Below are 16,027 nucleotides of genomic sequence, written 5' to 3' on the forward strand. Positions count from 1 at the left end.
GGGCCCCGGTTAAAAACACCCCCCGCTGGGGGCTATGGCCTTGGTGGCTATCCCCGCCGTCCGGGGCCGGGGGGGGGCCCGCCGCGCCGCCGTCCGGGTTAACCGGTGGTGTCATCAGTGTCTTCTTCCGGCAGCCTGCGCAGCAGCAGCTTGTCGATGCGGGCGCCGTCCAGGTCGACGATCTCGATGCGCCAGCCGGCCCAGTCGAAGTATTCGCTCGCGTGCGGTATGCGGCCGAAGTAGTGCATGCACATACCGGCGATGGTGTAGTAGTCGCCTTCCTCGGCATCCGGCAGCTCGGCGCCGTTCATCAGTTCCTGCAGGTCATCCACCGGCAGCGAGCCATCGACCAGCAGTGAGCCGTCTTCGCGGGTGACAACCAGGGCGTCATCGTCGGTGTTCTCGGTGGCCTGCAGGCGGCCGACCACGGCGCCCATCAGGTCGGAGATGGTGACCAGGCCCTGGATTTCGCCGTACTCGTCCACCACCAGCGCCATTGACTGGTGTTCCTCGCGGAAGATTTCCAGCAGCTTCATCGCGTGGGTGGACTCGGAGACGTACAGGGTCTCGCGCAGGTTCTCGAACAGGTTGTGGCTGCCACCGCTGAGGCGGGTGACCAGGCTCTTGACCTCAAGAATGCCGGCGATGTCCTGGTCGTTGCCGCGATACACCGGATAGCGCGAGAACGAATGATCGCGCATTGCCGACAGGTTCTTCTCCGGGTCGGCGTTGGTATCCAGCCAGGCGATGCGGTTGCGCGGAGTCATCAGGCTGTCGGCGGTACGGTCGCCCAGGCGCATGACGCGGTTCATCATGTCGCGCTCATGGCTGTCGATCACGCCCTGCTCATGGCTTTCGGCGACCAGCATGCGGATCTCCTCTTCACTGACCGAGGCCGACTCGGTCTTGCCCAGACCGAGCAGGCGCAGCACCAGTCGGGTGGAGTGCGACAGCAGCCAGACACCGGGGGCGGCGATGCGGGCCAGCCAGCTCATCGGTACCGCGACAATGCCGGCGATGTCCTCGGAGCGGGTCAGTGCGACACGCTTGGGCACCAGTTCGCCGAAGATCAACGTCAGATAAGTTATCAATGCGACGGCCAGGGTCTTGCCGAGAAACTCGGACCAAGGCTGGGTGGCGCCAAACAGCGAGAAGTTCGCCGACAGTGCCGGGAAAAGAGCTTGCAGGTGCTGGGCAATGGCGCCGCCGATGGCGTCACCGCCGTAAACACCGGTCAGGATGCCGATCAGGGTGATGCCGATCTGCACCGTGGACAGGAAATTCTCGGGCTTCTCGGACAGGGCCAGGGCACGGGCAGCACGCTTGCTCGAGCTGGCCAGCTGCTTGAGGCGGCTCTTGCGCGAAGTCATGACCGACATCTCGGACATGGCAAAGAACCCGTTCAGCAGAATCAGGGCCAGGACGATAAAAAATTCAAACACGGGTCTCTCCCCGGGTTGGTGACAGGGAGGGCGGATGCTTGCGGCTGCGGCGGGCGCTCAGGGGCGGGATCCGGCGCTGTGGCGGGGGATAAGGGTCGTCTTCCATAGGGTGCACCGCGAGGGCGCTGGGCGATATTAGCAAACCGGCGGGGGTCAGGTGCGACCGCCCGTTCACATTTCAGGGCTAAAAAACTCGCCGGGAATACCCTGAATGCCATCTAGCCGTCATAATTCGCCCTTGGTGCCGTCCCTCCCGCGACGGCGAATAGGCTCCCCATGTTTTCGTTGCAGACCATCTTTGGCTCCGGCAAGCAGTTTTATACCTACCTCGACGAGGCCGCGCAGGCCGCCTATGACGGTGCCAAGGCACTGCACAGCATGATGCGCGAGGCCGATCGTCAGCCGGCGCTGGATGCATTCAAGCTCGCCCGTCTGCGCGAACGCGCCGCCTCGGACAAGATCAGCCAGGCGCTGGTTGACAGTTTCATGACCCCGATCGAGCGTGAGGACATCGAAGCGCTGGGTTCGGCGCTGTACAAGATTCCCAAGCAGATCGAGAAGTTCGCCGACCGCTACTCGCTGGCTGTGCAGCATCTGGACCAGATCGACTTCGCCCCGCGCGCAGCGATGCTGGAGCAGGCTGCAGGTGTGGTGGTGGAAATGGTCAACGACCTGCGCCACATGAACCTGGACCGCATGACCGCGCTCAACGAGAAGCTGCGTTCGCTGGAAAACGAAGCTGACCGCCTGATGCTGGAGCTGTACCGCGACATCTACTCCGGTCGCCTGGACAACCTGCAGATGTTCCTGCTCAAGGAATTCTTCGAGATCCTGGAAAAGGCCATCGACCGTTGCCGCGAAGCCGGCGTGGTGGCTTACCAGATCGTGCTCAAGAACAGCTGACGGGGCCGCTCTATGCTCACCCTCGTCCTGGTGGTGATTCTGGCCGCGCTCGTCTTCGAGTTCATCAACGGCTTCCACGACACCGCCAATTCAATTGCCACCGTGGTGGCAACCAAGGTCCTGTCGCCCGGTTGGGCGGTGATGCTGGCCGCTTTCATGAACCTGATCGGCGCGCTCACCGGCACCGCCGTCGCGCTGACCATCGCCAATGGCCTGATCAACACCGATGTGGTCGATGTGACCCCGCAGGTGATCCTGTGCGCGCTGCTCGGCGGCATCGTCTGGAACCTGATCACCTGGTGGAAAGGCCTACCGTCCTCGTCCTCGCACGCGCTGATCGGTGGTTTGTGCGGTGCGGGTCTTGCCGCTGCGCACAACAACTGGGATGCGCTGATCTGGTCGCAGAACCTCGGCAACTGGGCACAGAACAAGGGCCTGTTGTGGAAGGTGTTCGTGCCGATGATCACCTCGCCGATCGCCGGCTTCCTGCTTGGTATCGTGGTGATGTGCCTGTTGTGGGCGATCATTGCCGGCATGTCCCGCGTCGGCGGTATGCTCGGTCGGCTGGCGCGCCCGCGTTGGGTCAATGCTTTCTTCGGCAAGGCGCAGATCGTCTCGGCGGCGTACATGGGCTTTGCCCATGGCCATAACGATGCGCAGAAGACTATGGGCATCATCGCCATGACCCTGATCGGCGCCGAGGCAACCGGCGCATTGAATGACCTGCCGTCGTGGCTGGCCTTCATGCACCCGGATGCCCACGGTGGCGACGGTATCGCCATGTGGATCGTGCTGACCTGTGCGGTGGTGATGGCGGCCGGTACCGCTTCGGGCGGCTGGAAAATCATCAAGACCCTGGGCCACAAGATGGTCAAGCTGCACCCGATCCACGGTTTTGCTGCGGAGACCAGCTCGGCCACCATCCTGACCTTGGCTGCGCATTTCGGCATGCCGGTCTCGACCACCCACAGTATCTCCACCGCGATCATGGGCGTTGGCTTCGCCAAGAACCCGAAGTCGCTGCGTCTGGGCGTGATTGAGCGCATCCTGTGGGCTTGGATCCTGACCATTCCGGCGGCAGGCGGCTGTGCTTACCTGATCCTGCGTCTGTTCGAAATGGTGGGTTGGAACTGAGGCCATCGGTTCGCAGTCTGCAGACAAAAACCCGCCAGTGATGGCGGGTTTTTTGTTGGGTGCATAAACCAATGTGGTGCTTGTGGGAGCGGCGTGAGCCGCGAAGCTGGCGCATCATCAGGTGGCAGAAGCCAGTGGCTAGTAAGCACGGTCAGCTTCGCGGCTTGCGCCGCTCCCACAAAAAACTGGCGGCGCGCAGCCAGCAAAAAGCCCGCCGGTAAGGGCGGGCTTTCGATGCAGCACGATTGCTTGGATCAGGCTTCCAGTGAGGCCAGGTCGCCCTTGCTCTCCAGCCAGCCCTTGCGGTCCGGGGCGCGCTTCTTGGCCAGCAGCATGTCCATCAGTGCCGAGGTCTGCTCGCTGTCGTCCACGGTGAGCTGCACCAGACGGCGGGTGTCCGGATGGATGGTGGATTCGCGCAGCTGCGAGGGATTCATCTCGCCCAGGCCCTTGAAGCGGGTGACGCTGACCTGACCGCGGATCTTCTCGCGCTCGATCTTGTCCAGCAGCGAGCGCTTTTCTTCCTCGTCCAGCGCGTAGAACACCTGCTTGCCCACGTCGACGCGGAACAGTGGCGGCATTGCCACGAACACGTGGCCAGCGTCCACCAATGACGGGAAGTGGCGCAGGAACAGGGCGGTCAGCAAGGTGGCGATGTGCAGGCCGTCGGAGTCTGCGTCGGCCAGGATCACGATCTTGCCGTAACGCAGGCCGGACAGGTCGTCTTTGCCCGGGTCGCAGCCGATGGCGATGGCCAGGTTGTGCACTTCTTCCGACGCCAGCACGCTGCCCGAGGCGACTTCCCAGGTATTCAGGATCTTGCCGCGCAGCGGCAGGATGGCCTGGAAATCCTTGTCGCGGGCCTGCTTGGCGCTGCCGCCTGCCGAGTCACCTTCCACCAGGAACAGCTCGGTGCGCGACAGGTCCTGGCTGATGCAGTCGGCCAGCTTGCCGGGCAGGGCAGGACCCTGGGTGACCTTCTTGCGGGTGACCAGCTTTTCGGTCTTCAGGCGCGCGCTGGCACGCTCGATGGCGATCTGCGCGATCTTCTCGCCCAGTTCCACGTTCTGGTTCAGCAGCAGGCTGAAGGCGTCGTGGGCGGCGCCTTCAACGAAGCCGGCGGCCTGGCGCGAGGACAGGCGTTCCTTGGTCTGGCCGCTGAACTGCGGATCGGTCATCTTCAGTGACAGCACGAAGGAGACCCGGTCCCAGACATCTTCCGGGGCCAGCTTGACGCCGCGCGGCAGCAGGTTGCGGAAGTCGCAGAACTCGCGCAACGCCTCGGTCAAGCCGGTGCGCAGGCCGTTGGCATGGGTGCCGTGCTGGGCGGTCGGGATCAGGTTGACGTAGCTCTCCTGCACCAGCTCGCCTTCCGGCAGCCAGGCCACGGCCCAGTCGACGATCTCGGTTTCCTTCTTCAGCGAGCCGGCAAACAGGTCGGCCGGCAGCATTTCACGCTCGCCCAGCTCGGCCTTCAGGTAGTCGCGCAGGCCGTCTTCGTAATACCAGGTGTCGACTTCGCCGGTGGCTTCGTCGGTCAGCTTCACGGTCAGGCCCGGGCACAGCACGGCCTTGGCGCGCAGCAGGTGACGCAGGGCGCGCACGTTGAACTTGGGCGTGTCGAAGTACTTGGGGTCGGCCCAGAAGCGCACGCGGGTGCCGGTGTTCTTCTTGCCGACGCTGCCGACCACTTCCAGCGGGCTGGCGCGGTCGCCATCGCGGAAGGTGATGCGGTGCTCGCTGCCGTCGCGGCGGATATGGATCTCCACCAGCGTGGACAGGGCGTTGACCACGGATACGCCGACGCCGTGCAGACCGCCGGAGAAGGTGTAGTTGCGGTTGTTGAACTTGCCGCCGGCATGCAGCCTGGTCAGGATCAGTTCGACGCCCGGGATTTTCTCTTCCGGGTGGATGTCCACCGGCATGCCGCGGCCGTCATCGCTGACTTCGCAGCTGCCATCCTTGAACAGGGTGACTTCCACGGTCTTGGCGTGGCCGGCCAGGGCCTCATCGACCGAGTTGTCGATCACTTCCTGCGCCAGATGGTTCGGGCGGGCAGTGTCGGTATACATGCCAGGACGGCGTTTGACCGGGTCCAGGCCAGAGAGGACTTCGATGTCAGCGGCGTTGTAACGGGCGTTCATGGATCTCGGTAGGGCGCAAATCGACGTGGGAGTGTGCGGTCTGGCGGCGATTTTTGCACGCAGGGCATTCAGGGCCGGGGCAGCTGTGACGAGGTATCCTGTAGCTGGTTCCAAAAAGGCCCGCCATTCCAGGCGGGGCAAGCCGAGGAGGTTTTGGATGAAAACATCAAAATTGCTGGCCCTGGGTGTTGTTGTCGCTGCGGTTGCCGCCGTTCCCTTCGTGATGGCGCAAAGCGCTGACAAGGGCAAGGCTGCCGAGGCCGCACAGGCTGCCCCGGTCGACAAGGCGCAGAGCGACGCCGAGCAGAAGGCCAAGCGCCGCGCTGCCGCCGCTGCCCAGGACAAGGCCAAGGCTGACCAGCCGGCGCCGCGTGAAGAAGAGGAAGAGGAAGCCCGTCGCCGTCGCTGACGCGCTTTTGCTGAGTTTCAAGGACGCCCCGGCGCAGGTCGGGGCGTCTTTTTTTTAATCCGCCGCATCCAGTGCTTGGGTGTTTTGGCGACAACCTTTAAACTAGGGCTTTCCGGGAGGCAGTGAGCCGTGACCCCCCTTATTTTTGTTACCGGTGGTGTGGTGTCCTCGCTAGGCAAGGGCATTGCAGCCGCGTCCCTGGCCTCGATTCTCGAGGCGCGTGGCCTGAAGGTCACCATGATGAAGCTGGATCCGTACATCAACGTCGATCCAGGTACGATGAGTCCCTTCCAGCATGGCGAGGTCTATGTCACCGACGACGGTGCCGAGACCGACCTCGATCTGGGCCATTACGAGCGTTTCGTCCATAACCGCCTGAGTCGCAAGAACTCGGTGACCACAGGGCGTATCTACGAGAACGTGATCCGCAAGGAGCGCCGTGGTGATTACCTGGGTGCGACCGTGCAGGTCATTCCGCATATCACCGACGAGATCCGCCGCTGCATCGATGAGGCCACTGCTGGCTTCGACGTGGCGCTGGTGGAGATCGGCGGCACCGTCGGCGACATCGAGTCGCTGCCGTTCCTGGAGGCCATCCGTCAGGTGCGCACCGAGCGTGGCCCGGAGAAGGCGCTGTTCATGCATCTCACCCTGGTGCCGTACATCGGTGCGGCTGGTGAGCTGAAGACCAAGCCGACCCAGCATTCGGTCAAGGAGCTGCGCTCGATCGGCATCCAGCCGGACGTGCTGCTGTGCCGTTCTGAGCAGGCGATCCCAGATTCGGAGCGCCGCAAGATTTCGCTGTTCACCAACGTTTCCGAGCGTGCCGTGATCAGCGTGCCGGACGTGGAAGTGCTGTACCGCGTGCCGATGGGCCTGCACGCACAGGGTCTGGACGAAATCGTGGTCAACCAGCTCAAGCTGGGTGACAAGGCTGGTCCGGCCGATCTGTCCGAGTGGGAGTCGGTGCTGGATGCGGCGCTGCATCCGCTGGACGAAGTCACCATCGCCGTGGTCGGTAAGTACGTCGACCATCAGGATGCGTACAAGTCGGTGGGCGAGGCGCTCAAGCACGGCGGCCTGCGCCAGCGCACCAAGGTCAACCTGAAGTGGCTGGAAGCGCAGGAGCTGGAAGAATCCGGTCTGTCCGCGCTGGACGGCGTGGATGGCATCCTGGTGCCGGGCGGCTTCGGTGATCGCGGTTTCGAAGGCAAGGTGCTGACCTCGCAGTATGCCCGTGAGCAGAAGGTGCCGTACTTCGGCATCTGCTATGGCATGCAGGCGGCCGTGGTGGACTACGCCCGCCATGTGGCTGGCCTGGAAGGCGCCAACAGCACCGAAAACGACCGCCAGTCGCCAAACCCGGTGATCGGCCTGATCACCGAATGGCGTACCGCCACCGGTGAAGTCGAGAAGCGCGACGAGAAGTCCGACCTGGGCGGCACCATGCGTCTGGGTTTGCAGGAGCAGCGCCTGAAGCCGGGTACCCTGGCCCGTGAGCTGTACGGCAAGGATGTTGTGGCTGAGCGTCACCGTCACCGATACGAGTTCAACAACCGCTACCGCACCCAGTTGGAAGACGCGGGTCTGGTGATTGCCGGCAAGTCGATGGATGACACGCTGGTGGAAGTGGTCGAGCTGCCGCGTGACCAGCACCCGTGGTTCCTGGCCTGCCAGGCACACCCGGAGTTCCTGTCCACCCCGCGTGGTGGCCACCCGCTGTTCATCGGCTTCATCCGCGCTGCGCGCGAGAAGAAGGCCGGCGGCAAGCTGTTGCAGGAAGCCCGCGCCTGAAAGGGTGGTGCCGAGCCATGCTCGGCAGAGGCTTTCCCAGGGTAATGAACAGGTAGTGCCGAGCCATGTTCGGCAGGGGGCGGCTACCCGTGGCATGTGAATGGAGGAGAGCTTCGCTCTCCGCACCCTCATCCGCCCTTCGGGCACCTTCTCCCGCAGGGAGAAGGGCAAGGTGCTCCCCAAACAAGGCCCGCCCAGTGCGGGCCTTGTCCGTTTCAGCGGCCCGCGCCGCTTTCAGGCGAAAGCAACGGCCGCGCCAGCCTGCGCTTCGTTTAAACTCCCGGCTGGTATTTGTGTTTCCCGTCGATAACAGACTCTCCAGAACGAGCCTAGCCCCCAGACATGACCAACATCGCCAAGATCCACGCCCGTGAAATCCTCGACAGCCGTGGCAACCCCACGCTGGAAGCCGAAGTCACCCTGGCCGACGGCTCGTTCGGCCGCGCGGCCGTCCCGTCCGGCGCTTCGACCGGCACCAAGGAGGCCGTGGAGCTGCGCGATGGCGACAAGACCCGTTACCTGGGCAAGGGCGTGCGCAACGCCGTGGGCAATATCAATGGCGCGATCGCCACCGCACTGGCTGGCTTCAATGCCGAAGATCAGGAAGGCCTGGATCGCCGCCTGATCGATCTGGACGGCACCGAGAACAAGGGCCGCCTCGGCGCCAATGCGCTGCTCGGTGTTTCCATGGCCGCCGCCCACGCGGTCGCCGCTTCGAAGAAGCAGGCGCTGTGGCAGTACCTGGCCGCCAAGACCGGCGCCACCCCGTCGCTGCCGGTGCCGATGATGAACATCATCAACGGTGGCGCGCACGCTGATAACAACGTCGACTTCCAGGAATTCATGGTGTTGCCGGTCGGCTTCAGCTCGTTCAGCGAATCGCTGCGCGCCGGCACCGAAATCTTCCACGCGCTGAAGTCAGTGCTGAAGGGCCACGGCCTGAGCACGGCGGTGGGCGATGAAGGCGGTTTCGCGCCAGACTTCCGCAGCAACGTCGAGGCGCTGGACACCATTCTGGAAGCCATTGGCAAGGCCGGTTACACCGCCGGCGAAGACATCCTGCTCGGCCTGGACGTCGCTTCCAGCGAGTTCTACGAGAACGGCAAGTACAACCTGGTCGGCGAGAACAAGCGCCTGACCTCCGAGCAGTTCGTCGACTTCCTGGCCGACTGGAGCGCGCAGTACCCGATCATCAGCATCGAGGACGGCCTGGCCGAGAACGATTGGGCCGGTTGGAAGCTGCTGACCCAGCGCGTCGGCAACAAGGTGCAGCTGGTCGGCGACGATCTGTTCGTCACCAATCCGAAGATCTTCGCCGAAGGCATCGAGTCGGGCACCGCCAACGCCATCCTGATCAAGGTCAACCAGATCGGCACCCTGACCGAGACCCTGGAAGCCATCGCCATGGCCGACAAGGCTGGTTATGCGGCCATCGTCTCGCACCGCTCGGGCGAAACCGAAGACACCACCATCGCCGACATCGCCGTGGCCACCACTGCCACCCAGATCAAGACCGGCTCGCTGTGCCGCAGCGATCGCGTGGCCAAGTACAACCAGCTGCTGCGCATCGAGGAAGCCCTCGGCAGTGGCGCGCGTTATGCCGGCCGTGATGCGTTTGTCTCGCTCAAGCGCTGATCGTCATGCGTAATTGGCGCTGGCTGCTGCTGGTGCTGGCGGTACTGCTGGGATTGCTGCAGTACCGCTTCTGGTTTGGCCAGGGCAACTCGGGCGAAGTGATGATGCTCGAGGCGCAGGTGGCCAACCAGAAGCGTGACAACGACGGTCTGCAGCAGCGCAATGATTCCCTGGCGGCGGAAGTCCAGGACCTCAAGGATGGCGAGGCTGCCATCGAGGAGCGTGCGCGCAGCGAACTGGGCATGATCAAGCCGGGTGAGAAGTTCTACCGGGTCGTCGAGGACGCCCCGGTGGCTGCGCCCGTGGTGCCTGCGCCTGCCTCGGCGACGGAACCGTCGGCCGGGCAGGGCAACCAGCAGTCGCCACCGGAGAACATCCCTTGATCGTGCAGACCTGGGCGGTGGTTCCCGCGGCTGGGCGCGGCGCGCGTTTTGGCGGGCCGGTGCCCAAACAGTACCTCTTGGCCGACGGTGAGCCGCTGCTCGCGCACACCCTGCAGTCCCTGCTTGCCCATCCCGGCGTGGCCGGGGTGATGGTGGCCATTGCCGAGAACGATGCCGATTGGCCGGGTTGGACTTCGTTTGCCGACAAACCGGTGCTGACCTGCGTGGGAGGAGAGACCCGTGCGGCGTCGGTATTGGCAGGCCTGCAGGCGCTGCCGGATAGCGTGCGTGCCGATGATTTCGTGCTGGTCCACGACGCCGCGCGGCCAAATCTGGCTGCGACCGATCTGAGCCGTTTGCTGGAAGTGGGGCGTGCTGATCCGGTCGGTGGCATTCTCGCCGCACCGGTGCGCGACACGCTCAAGCGTGCTGGCGATGATGGTGGCATTGACGGCACCGAGCCGCGTGAGCGCCTGTGGCGCGCGCTGACCCCGCAGTTGTTCCGCCGCCATCAACTCACCCGCGCGCTGCTCGATGCGGCGGCTGCAGGTGTCGATGTCACCGATGAGGCAATGGCAATGGAGCGGCAGGGTGTGCGCCCGTTGCTGGTCGAAGGCGCGGAAAGCAATTTCAAAGTTACTACCCCGGCCGATCTGGCCCGTTTCGAATTCGAGCTGTCGCGGCGCGGCAGCTGATCCCTTGCCGGCGTGTTGGCGTCGGCTCTGCCTAGAAGTACTGCCATGAACTCTTCTGTTTCCTTCCCTCCCATCCGTATCGGCCAAGGCTATGACGTGCATGCCTTCGGTGAGGGCGACCACATCATGTTGGCCGGTGTGCGCGTGCCGCACAGTCGCGGCGTGCTCGCGCACAGCGATGGCGATGTGGCTTTGCACGCATTGTGCGATGCCATGCTGGGTGCGCTGGCGCTGGGTGATATCGGCGTGCATTTCCCGCCCTCCGATGATCGTTGGAAAGGGGCGGACAGCAGTCGCTTTGTCAGTCATTGCAACGAATTGCTGCGCGAGCGCGGCTGGCAGGTCGGTAATGTCGACATCACCGTGATCTGCGAGCGGCCCAAGGTGGGCCCACATGCGCTGGCAATGCGCGAAAAAGTAGCGCAGCTGTTGGAGGTCAATCTGGACCGGGTCAGCATCAAGGCCACCACCAGTGAGAAGCTGGGCTTCACCGGACGCGAAGAAGGCATTGCCGCGCAGGCCGTGGCCTTGCTGGTGGCCGCATGATCGCGCTGCCGCTGGCCTTTGGTGAGCCGGTACTGACTGCGGCCATCCGCAGCATGCCGGAAGATTTTCAGGTCGATGAAATCCCTGCGTTCGAAGCGACTGGCGAGGGCGAGCACCTGTTGCTTGATGTCCGCAAGCGCGGCGCCAATACCGTGGCCATTGCCAAGCAGTTGGCGCAGTGGGCTGGCGTGCCTGAAATGGGCGTCAGCTATGCCGGGCAGAAAGATCGGCATGCGGTGACCACGCAGCGCTTCAGCGTGCACCTGCCCAAGCGCATCGCGCCGGATCTGGCGCTGCTGGAGTCTGACGAGCTGCATGTGCTGGCATCGACCTGGCACAACCGCAAGCTGCAGCGCGGCGCGTTGGCGGGCAACCGCTTCAAGCTGGTGTTGCGTGGTGTGCAAGGTGACAAGGCGGCCATCGAGGAACGCCTGCAGATTGTCGCTGCACGCGGCCTGCCAAACTGGTTTGGCGAGCAGCGTTTTGGCCGCGACGGCGGCAATGTGCCGGCAGCGCTGCAGATGTTTGCTGGCCGTCGGGTGCGCAAGGACCAGCGCTCGATGCTGCTGTCGGCGGCGCGCTCGGCCTTGTTCAATCGTGTGCTTGCCGCGCGCGTTGAGGCGGGTAACTGGGACACGGCGTTGGAGGGCGAGGTGTGGATGCTGGACGGCAGTCGTTCGGTGTTCGGCCCGGAGCCGATGAGCGAGGTGCTGGCCGAGCGCCTGGCGCGTTTCGATATCCACCCCAGCGCGCCGTTGTGGGGCGTTGGTGAGCTGCGCGCGACCGATGCCGCACGGGCACTGGAAGATCAGGCCCTGGGTGATGAGCAGGCCTTGGCGCTGCGGGCAGGGCTGGAGCAGGCCGGGCTCAAGCAGGAGCGCCGCTCGCTGCGCCTCAAGCCCATGTTGATGCAGCACCAATGGTTGGCCGATGACGTGTTGGAGGTGTCGTTCGCATTGCCGCCGGGTTGCTACGCCACCGCGGTGCTGCATGAACTGGGTGAAGTGACCGACGCCAGCCGCAATGAAATTGCGGGCGCTCTGGTAACCGAGGCCGACGCCGAAGCGTCGAGCGAAGGAAGTACCGCCGACTAATCGTTTGGTCCGCACGTAGCCCGGGTAAGCGCAGCGCACCCGGGACACGGGATTCAATGGCACTTCAAGGCTCTGCGTGAACAGCCCCGGGTGCGCTGCGCTTACCTGGGCTACTGAGACTGGCACGTTGCGCTGCTCGAGCGAAACGACATTGGCGGACGGAGCGCCTCGACAGCTCGCTCAGCGATTGGCCAGCAATACCAGAACCGCACCAGTGCCGCCCTGGGTGGGTGGCGCGGAATGGAACGCCAGCACATCATTGCGCTGGCGCAGCATGCGATCGACCAGGTTCTTCAGTACCGGCGCACCGCCATCTGACTGCAGGCCTTTGCCGTGGATGATGCGCACGCAGCCGTGTTCATGTGCGCGTGCCTCCAGCAGGAACTGGCGCAGCAGGTTCTCGGCCTGGGCGGCGGTGGCACCGTGCAGGTCCAGTTCGTCCTGTACTGAATACTGGCCGCGCTTGAGTCGCTGGAACATCTGTGGCGGCAGGTTGTCACGCCGGTAGCTGGCGTTGTCGCCGGCTTCCAGTGGCTTGCTGGAACGTAACAGGCGCGCAAATTCGCCCAAGGCCTCGGATTCATCCTGTTCTGCCATGCGTGCGCGCGGCTTGGGCCGTGGCTTGCCCGCAGCCGGTGCCTCCACCTGGCGCATCGGCGTTACTTCGCCGATGGCCGAGCGGAACAGTGCAGCGTCATCTTCTTCATCTGGGTACGACATTCGTACAGCGTAACGTGCGCGCTGTCGCAGGCAAGTCCTGCGGAGGTGGAAAGTGCCGCGGCGCATTCCGGTATCATGGCCGCTCAGGTCGGTCCGTCACGGTGATGTACTAACCGGAGGTTCCGGCGATTGCGGCGCTGAGTGGGAGCGTCGCGTGTTGATCCAGTAACCCAGGCCTTTAATGCGCGTACTTGTATCAAATGACGATGGTGTGGACGCCCCCGGCATCAAGATGTTGGCCGAGGAGCTTCGCAACGCCGGACACGAAGTCACCGTGGTGGCACCGGACCGTGATCGCTCCGGCGCTTCCAACTCACTCACGCTGGATCAGCCGGTGCGTCTGCGCCGCATTGACCACTACACCTGTGCGGTGGCGGGGACGCCCACTGACTGCGTGCACCTTGCGCTGACCGGTATGCTCGAATTTGAGCCGGACATCGTGGTGTCGGGCATCAACAATGCCGCCAACCTCGGCGATGACGTGATCTATTCGGGCACGGTATCGGCAGCGATGGAAGGTCGCCACCTTGGCCTGCCCTCGGTGGCGGTGTCACTGGTCACCCACAAGCACGAAGCCAAGAACTTCGTTACCGCGGCCCGTGCCGCGGTGGAGATCGTGTCGCGGCTGATCGCTGATCCATTGCCGGCTGACACCATCCTCAACGTCAACGTGCCGGACCTTCCCTGGGAGCAGATCCGCGGCTTCGAGGTCACCCGGCTTGGCAACCGCCACCGCGCCGAAGCCTGTGTGCCGGCGACCGATCCGCGCGGCAATACCGTGTACTGGATCGGCCCGGCCGGCAGCGAGCAGGACGCCGGCCCCGGCACCGATTTCCATGCGGTGCGCACCGGGCATATTTCGATCACCCCGATCCAGGTTGACCTGACCCGTTATTCGGCCTTGGAGAAGGTCGCCAGCTGGGTTGGTGGGCTGACCGAAACCCTGGGGAAGCCTGAATGACGCCGCGTATGCGCCTGCAGCCAGAGGCCGTGGGTATCGGCATGACCTCGCAGCGGGTGCGCGACCGTCTGGTCGACCGCCTGCGCGAAGTCGGCATTGCCGACGAGGCCACGCTCAACGCCGTGCGCGTGGTGCCACGGCACCTGTTCATCGATGAGGCGCTGGCGTCACGTGCCTACGAGGACACCGCTCTGCCGATCGGCCATGGCCAGACCATCTCCCAGCCCTGGGTCGTGGCGCGGATGACCGAGGTGGTGTTGGCGGTCGCGCCGAAGAAGGTGCTGGAAGTCGGCACCGGCTCGGGTTACCAGGCCGCCATTCTTGGCGCATTGGGCCTTGAGGTTTTCACTGTCGAGCGTATCGGCGACCTGCTGCGGCAGGCACGCAAGCGCTTCCGGCATCTGGGCATGAACATCCGCACCAAGCACGACGACGGCCGCATCGGCTGGCCCGAGCACGGCCCGTACGACGGCATCGTAGTGACGGCCGCTGCGCCGGCGCTGGTGGATGCCTTGATCGACCAGTTGGCCGTCGGCGGCCGCTTGGTGGCACCAGTTGGTGGCCCCGGTGGACAGGTGCTGTTGCAACTGACCCGGCAGGCCGATGGCACCATTACCCAGGAAGAGCTGGCACCGGTGAGTTTCGTGCCGCTGTTGCCGGGCATGTTGGACTGAGAACAGGATTACTCACTGAATGAAGATTTTCGGGCCGTTATACGACCGCGCCATGGTTTGGGCTGCCAATGAGCGCGCGCCCACCTATTTGACCGTGCTGAGTTTCATCGAGGCCATCATCTTCCCGGTGATGCCGGAAGTAATGCTGATGCCAATGTGCGTGGCGCAACCGCGCAAGGGCTGGCGCTTCGCGACCCTGAGCTTGATTGGCTCGATGGCCGGCGCGATGGTGGGTTATGCGCTGGGCCATTACGCCTTCGAGGTGATCAAGCCGCTGTTCGAGGCGATGGGCATGCTGCCAGCGATTGAAAGCGGCATCGCGACGCTGCAGGCGAAGATGGCGGAGTCGCCATGGGCTGTGTTTACTTTCCTGGTGCTGGGCGGCTTCATGCCCATCCCGATGAAGGTCTTCACATGGGCCTCGGGTATCGTCGGCGTGCCGATGCCGCAATATGTGCTGAGCATGCTGGTCGGTCGCGGCAAGCGTGTTTATTTGTTGGCGGCGGTGATCCGCTTCGGCGGCGCACAGGCTGCTGAGCGGTTGCGGCGCTGGATTGAACCGCTGGGCTGGATTGCCACTGCATTGGTGGTGGGCCTGGTGGCGTGGCTGGTCTGGAGGGCTAAATTCGCATGAATGCATTGATGGTGGGCAAGAGCTTGGGCAGGGCGTTGGCCGTTCTGGCGGTGGTCTCGTTGGCGGCGTGCGGAACTGCCACGGTGGTGAAGCCCTCGGGCGGCAGTTCGGGTTCATCCACCTCGACCACGCCGCGCACCTCCGTCGCCAAGCCGGGACAGACGGCCATCGTGCGTCGTGGCGATACCTTGTTCGGCATTGCCCGGATCAACAACATCACCCCGCGTGATCTTGCTGCCTGGAATGGCCTGTCCGAGCCGTACACGATCTATCCTGGGCAGGCGCTGCGGTTGTATCCAGGTGGAGCGACGGCCAGCCGGCCACCTGCCGCGGGTGGTTCAACGACCACCACTACTCGTCCGGTGACACCGCCAACGGTGGTTACACCCACACCGGTCAATAGCGGCATCGGCTGGCGCTGGCCTGCTGAGGGTGCCCTTGTCGGCCGGTTTGTGGCTGGTGAGGCCACCAAGCAGGGCGTGGATATCGCTGGCAGCAGCGGTCAAGCGGTACGTGCCGCGGGTCCCGGTGTGGTGGTGTACTCCGGCGCTGGCCTGGTTGGTTATGGCGAGCTGATCATCATCAAGCACAACGACCAGTGGCTGTCGGCCTACGGCCACAACCGCAAGCGTCTGGTCAACGAAGGGCAGAACGTGAAGGCGGGCGATCAGATCGCCGAGATGGGCCGTACCGGCACCTCACGCGACATGCTGCACTTCGAGATCCGCTACAACGGCAAACCGGTCGACCCGTTGGTCTATCTGCCGAGCCGCTAGATGTCTGCGGTCCCGTCCTGATCATCGGGCGGGACCTGCAGCAGATGTGTCAGGCCCAATAGTCGAGGGCGGTGCCGGGATTG

16 protein-coding genes are annotated in these 16,027 nt (G+C 64.1%); 13 read left to right on the forward strand and 3 right to left on the reverse strand.

The features are described from left to right. Window positions 1-98: 98 nt before the first annotated feature. Window positions 99-1,442 carry a hemolysin family protein gene (locus ACVOMF_RS09625; protein WP_481509084.1) on the reverse strand — a complete coding sequence of 448 codons (1,344 nt, stop codon included), beginning with the start codon at window positions 1,440-1,442 and terminating at the stop codon, window positions 99-101. A gap of 276 nt (window positions 1,443-1,718) precedes the next feature. Here ACVOMF_RS09625 and ACVOMF_RS09630 point away from each other — a divergent pair, with 276 nt between their 5' ends. Together ACVOMF_RS09630 and ACVOMF_RS09635 are read left to right on the forward strand one after the other, a co-directional pair. After that, on the forward strand, window positions 1,719-2,345 hold the full coding sequence (locus ACVOMF_RS09630) for a DUF47 domain-containing protein (RefSeq protein WP_057628278.1): 627 nt from the start codon (window positions 1,719-1,721) through the stop codon (window positions 2,343-2,345). Between the two features lie 12 nt (window positions 2,346-2,357). Then, window positions 2,358-3,479, forward strand: coding sequence for an inorganic phosphate transporter (locus ACVOMF_RS09635; RefSeq protein WP_481509085.1), 1,122 nt, complete (start codon window positions 2,358-2,360; stop codon window positions 3,477-3,479). A 254-nt stretch (window positions 3,480-3,733) separates the two neighbouring features. Here the strand turns inward: ACVOMF_RS09635 and parE are convergent, their stop codons facing one another. Continuing rightward, window positions 3,734-5,623: a DNA topoisomerase IV subunit B gene (parE, locus tag ACVOMF_RS09640; RefSeq protein ID WP_282273023.1), complete on the reverse strand. Its 1,890-nt coding sequence runs from the start codon at window positions 5,621-5,623 to the stop codon at window positions 3,734-3,736. 157 nt (window positions 5,624-5,780) lie between these two features. Here parE and ACVOMF_RS09645 point away from each other — a divergent pair, with 157 nt between their 5' ends. The 7 genes from ACVOMF_RS09645 (at window position 5,781) to truD (ending at window position 12,179) form a co-directional block, all read left to right on the forward strand. Continuing rightward, on the forward strand, window positions 5,781-6,032 hold the full coding sequence (locus ACVOMF_RS09645; protein ID WP_303749656.1) for a hypothetical protein: 252 nt from the start codon (window positions 5,781-5,783) through the stop codon (window positions 6,030-6,032). A gap of 129 nt (window positions 6,033-6,161) precedes the next feature. Then, a complete protein-coding gene (locus ACVOMF_RS09650) occupies window positions 6,162-7,826 on the forward strand; it encodes a CTP synthase (protein WP_481509086.1) in 1,665 nt (554 codons plus the stop codon). A 342-nt stretch (window positions 7,827-8,168) separates the two neighbouring features. Next, a complete protein-coding gene (eno, locus tag ACVOMF_RS09655) occupies window positions 8,169-9,461 on the forward strand; it encodes a phosphopyruvate hydratase (protein WP_282271948.1) in 1,293 nt (430 codons plus the stop codon). A gap of 5 nt (window positions 9,462-9,466) precedes the next feature. Further along, complete coding sequence (gene ftsB, locus ACVOMF_RS09660; RefSeq protein WP_481509087.1) at window positions 9,467-9,844, forward strand: cell division protein FtsB; 378 nt, start codon at window positions 9,467-9,469, stop codon at window positions 9,842-9,844. Further along, on the forward strand, window positions 9,841-10,539 hold the full coding sequence (gene ispD, locus ACVOMF_RS09665) for a 2-C-methyl-D-erythritol 4-phosphate cytidylyltransferase (RefSeq protein WP_481509088.1): 699 nt from the start codon (window positions 9,841-9,843) through the stop codon (window positions 10,537-10,539). The genes ftsB and ispD overlap by 4 nt, the downstream gene beginning before the upstream one ends. Window positions 10,540-10,584: 45 nt before the next feature. Continuing rightward, the gene (ispF, locus tag ACVOMF_RS09670; protein ID WP_481509089.1) at window positions 10,585-11,085 is read left to right on the forward strand and encodes a 2-C-methyl-D-erythritol 2,4-cyclodiphosphate synthase; all 501 of its coding nucleotides are present in this window, start codon (window positions 10,585-10,587) and stop codon (window positions 11,083-11,085) included. Continuing rightward, complete coding sequence (truD, locus tag ACVOMF_RS09675) at window positions 11,082-12,179, forward strand: tRNA pseudouridine(13) synthase TruD (RefSeq protein WP_481509090.1); 1,098 nt, start codon at window positions 11,082-11,084, stop codon at window positions 12,177-12,179. The genes ispF and truD overlap by 4 nt, the downstream gene beginning before the upstream one ends. A 180-nt stretch (window positions 12,180-12,359) precedes the next feature. On the opposite strand, the gene ACVOMF_RS09680 is transcribed toward truD, so the two are convergent. After that, window positions 12,360-12,899 carry a Smr/MutS family protein gene (locus ACVOMF_RS09680; protein ID WP_481509091.1) on the reverse strand — a complete coding sequence of 180 codons (540 nt, stop codon included), beginning with the start codon at window positions 12,897-12,899 and terminating at the stop codon, window positions 12,360-12,362. Between the two features lie 181 nt (window positions 12,900-13,080). On the opposite strand from ACVOMF_RS09680, the gene surE reads away from it, so the two are divergent. The 4 genes from surE to ACVOMF_RS09700 are packed head-to-tail and all read left to right on the forward strand — an operon-like array spanning window position 13,081 to window position 15,944. Beyond that, window positions 13,081-13,860, forward strand: coding sequence for a 5'/3'-nucleotidase SurE (gene surE / locus ACVOMF_RS09685; protein ID WP_282271937.1), 780 nt, complete (start codon window positions 13,081-13,083; stop codon window positions 13,858-13,860). Further along, window positions 13,857-14,534 carry a protein-L-isoaspartate(D-aspartate) O-methyltransferase gene (locus ACVOMF_RS09690; RefSeq protein WP_481509092.1) on the forward strand — a complete coding sequence of 226 codons (678 nt, stop codon included), beginning with the start codon at window positions 13,857-13,859 and terminating at the stop codon, window positions 14,532-14,534. Before surE ends, ACVOMF_RS09690 begins: the two co-directional genes overlap by 4 nt. 19 nt (window positions 14,535-14,553) lie before the next feature. After that, window positions 14,554-15,168, forward strand: coding sequence for a YqaA family protein (locus ACVOMF_RS09695; protein WP_282271935.1), 615 nt, complete (start codon window positions 14,554-14,556; stop codon window positions 15,166-15,168). Then, window positions 15,165-15,944 (forward strand): peptidoglycan DD-metalloendopeptidase family protein, encoded by a 780-nt coding sequence (locus tag ACVOMF_RS09700; RefSeq protein WP_481509093.1) that lies wholly within the window; start codon window positions 15,165-15,167, stop codon window positions 15,942-15,944. Before ACVOMF_RS09695 ends, ACVOMF_RS09700 begins: the two co-directional genes overlap by 4 nt. Window positions 15,945-16,027 lie beyond the last annotated feature (83 nt).

The organism is Stenotrophomonas sp. STEN022, assembly GCF_056760155.1.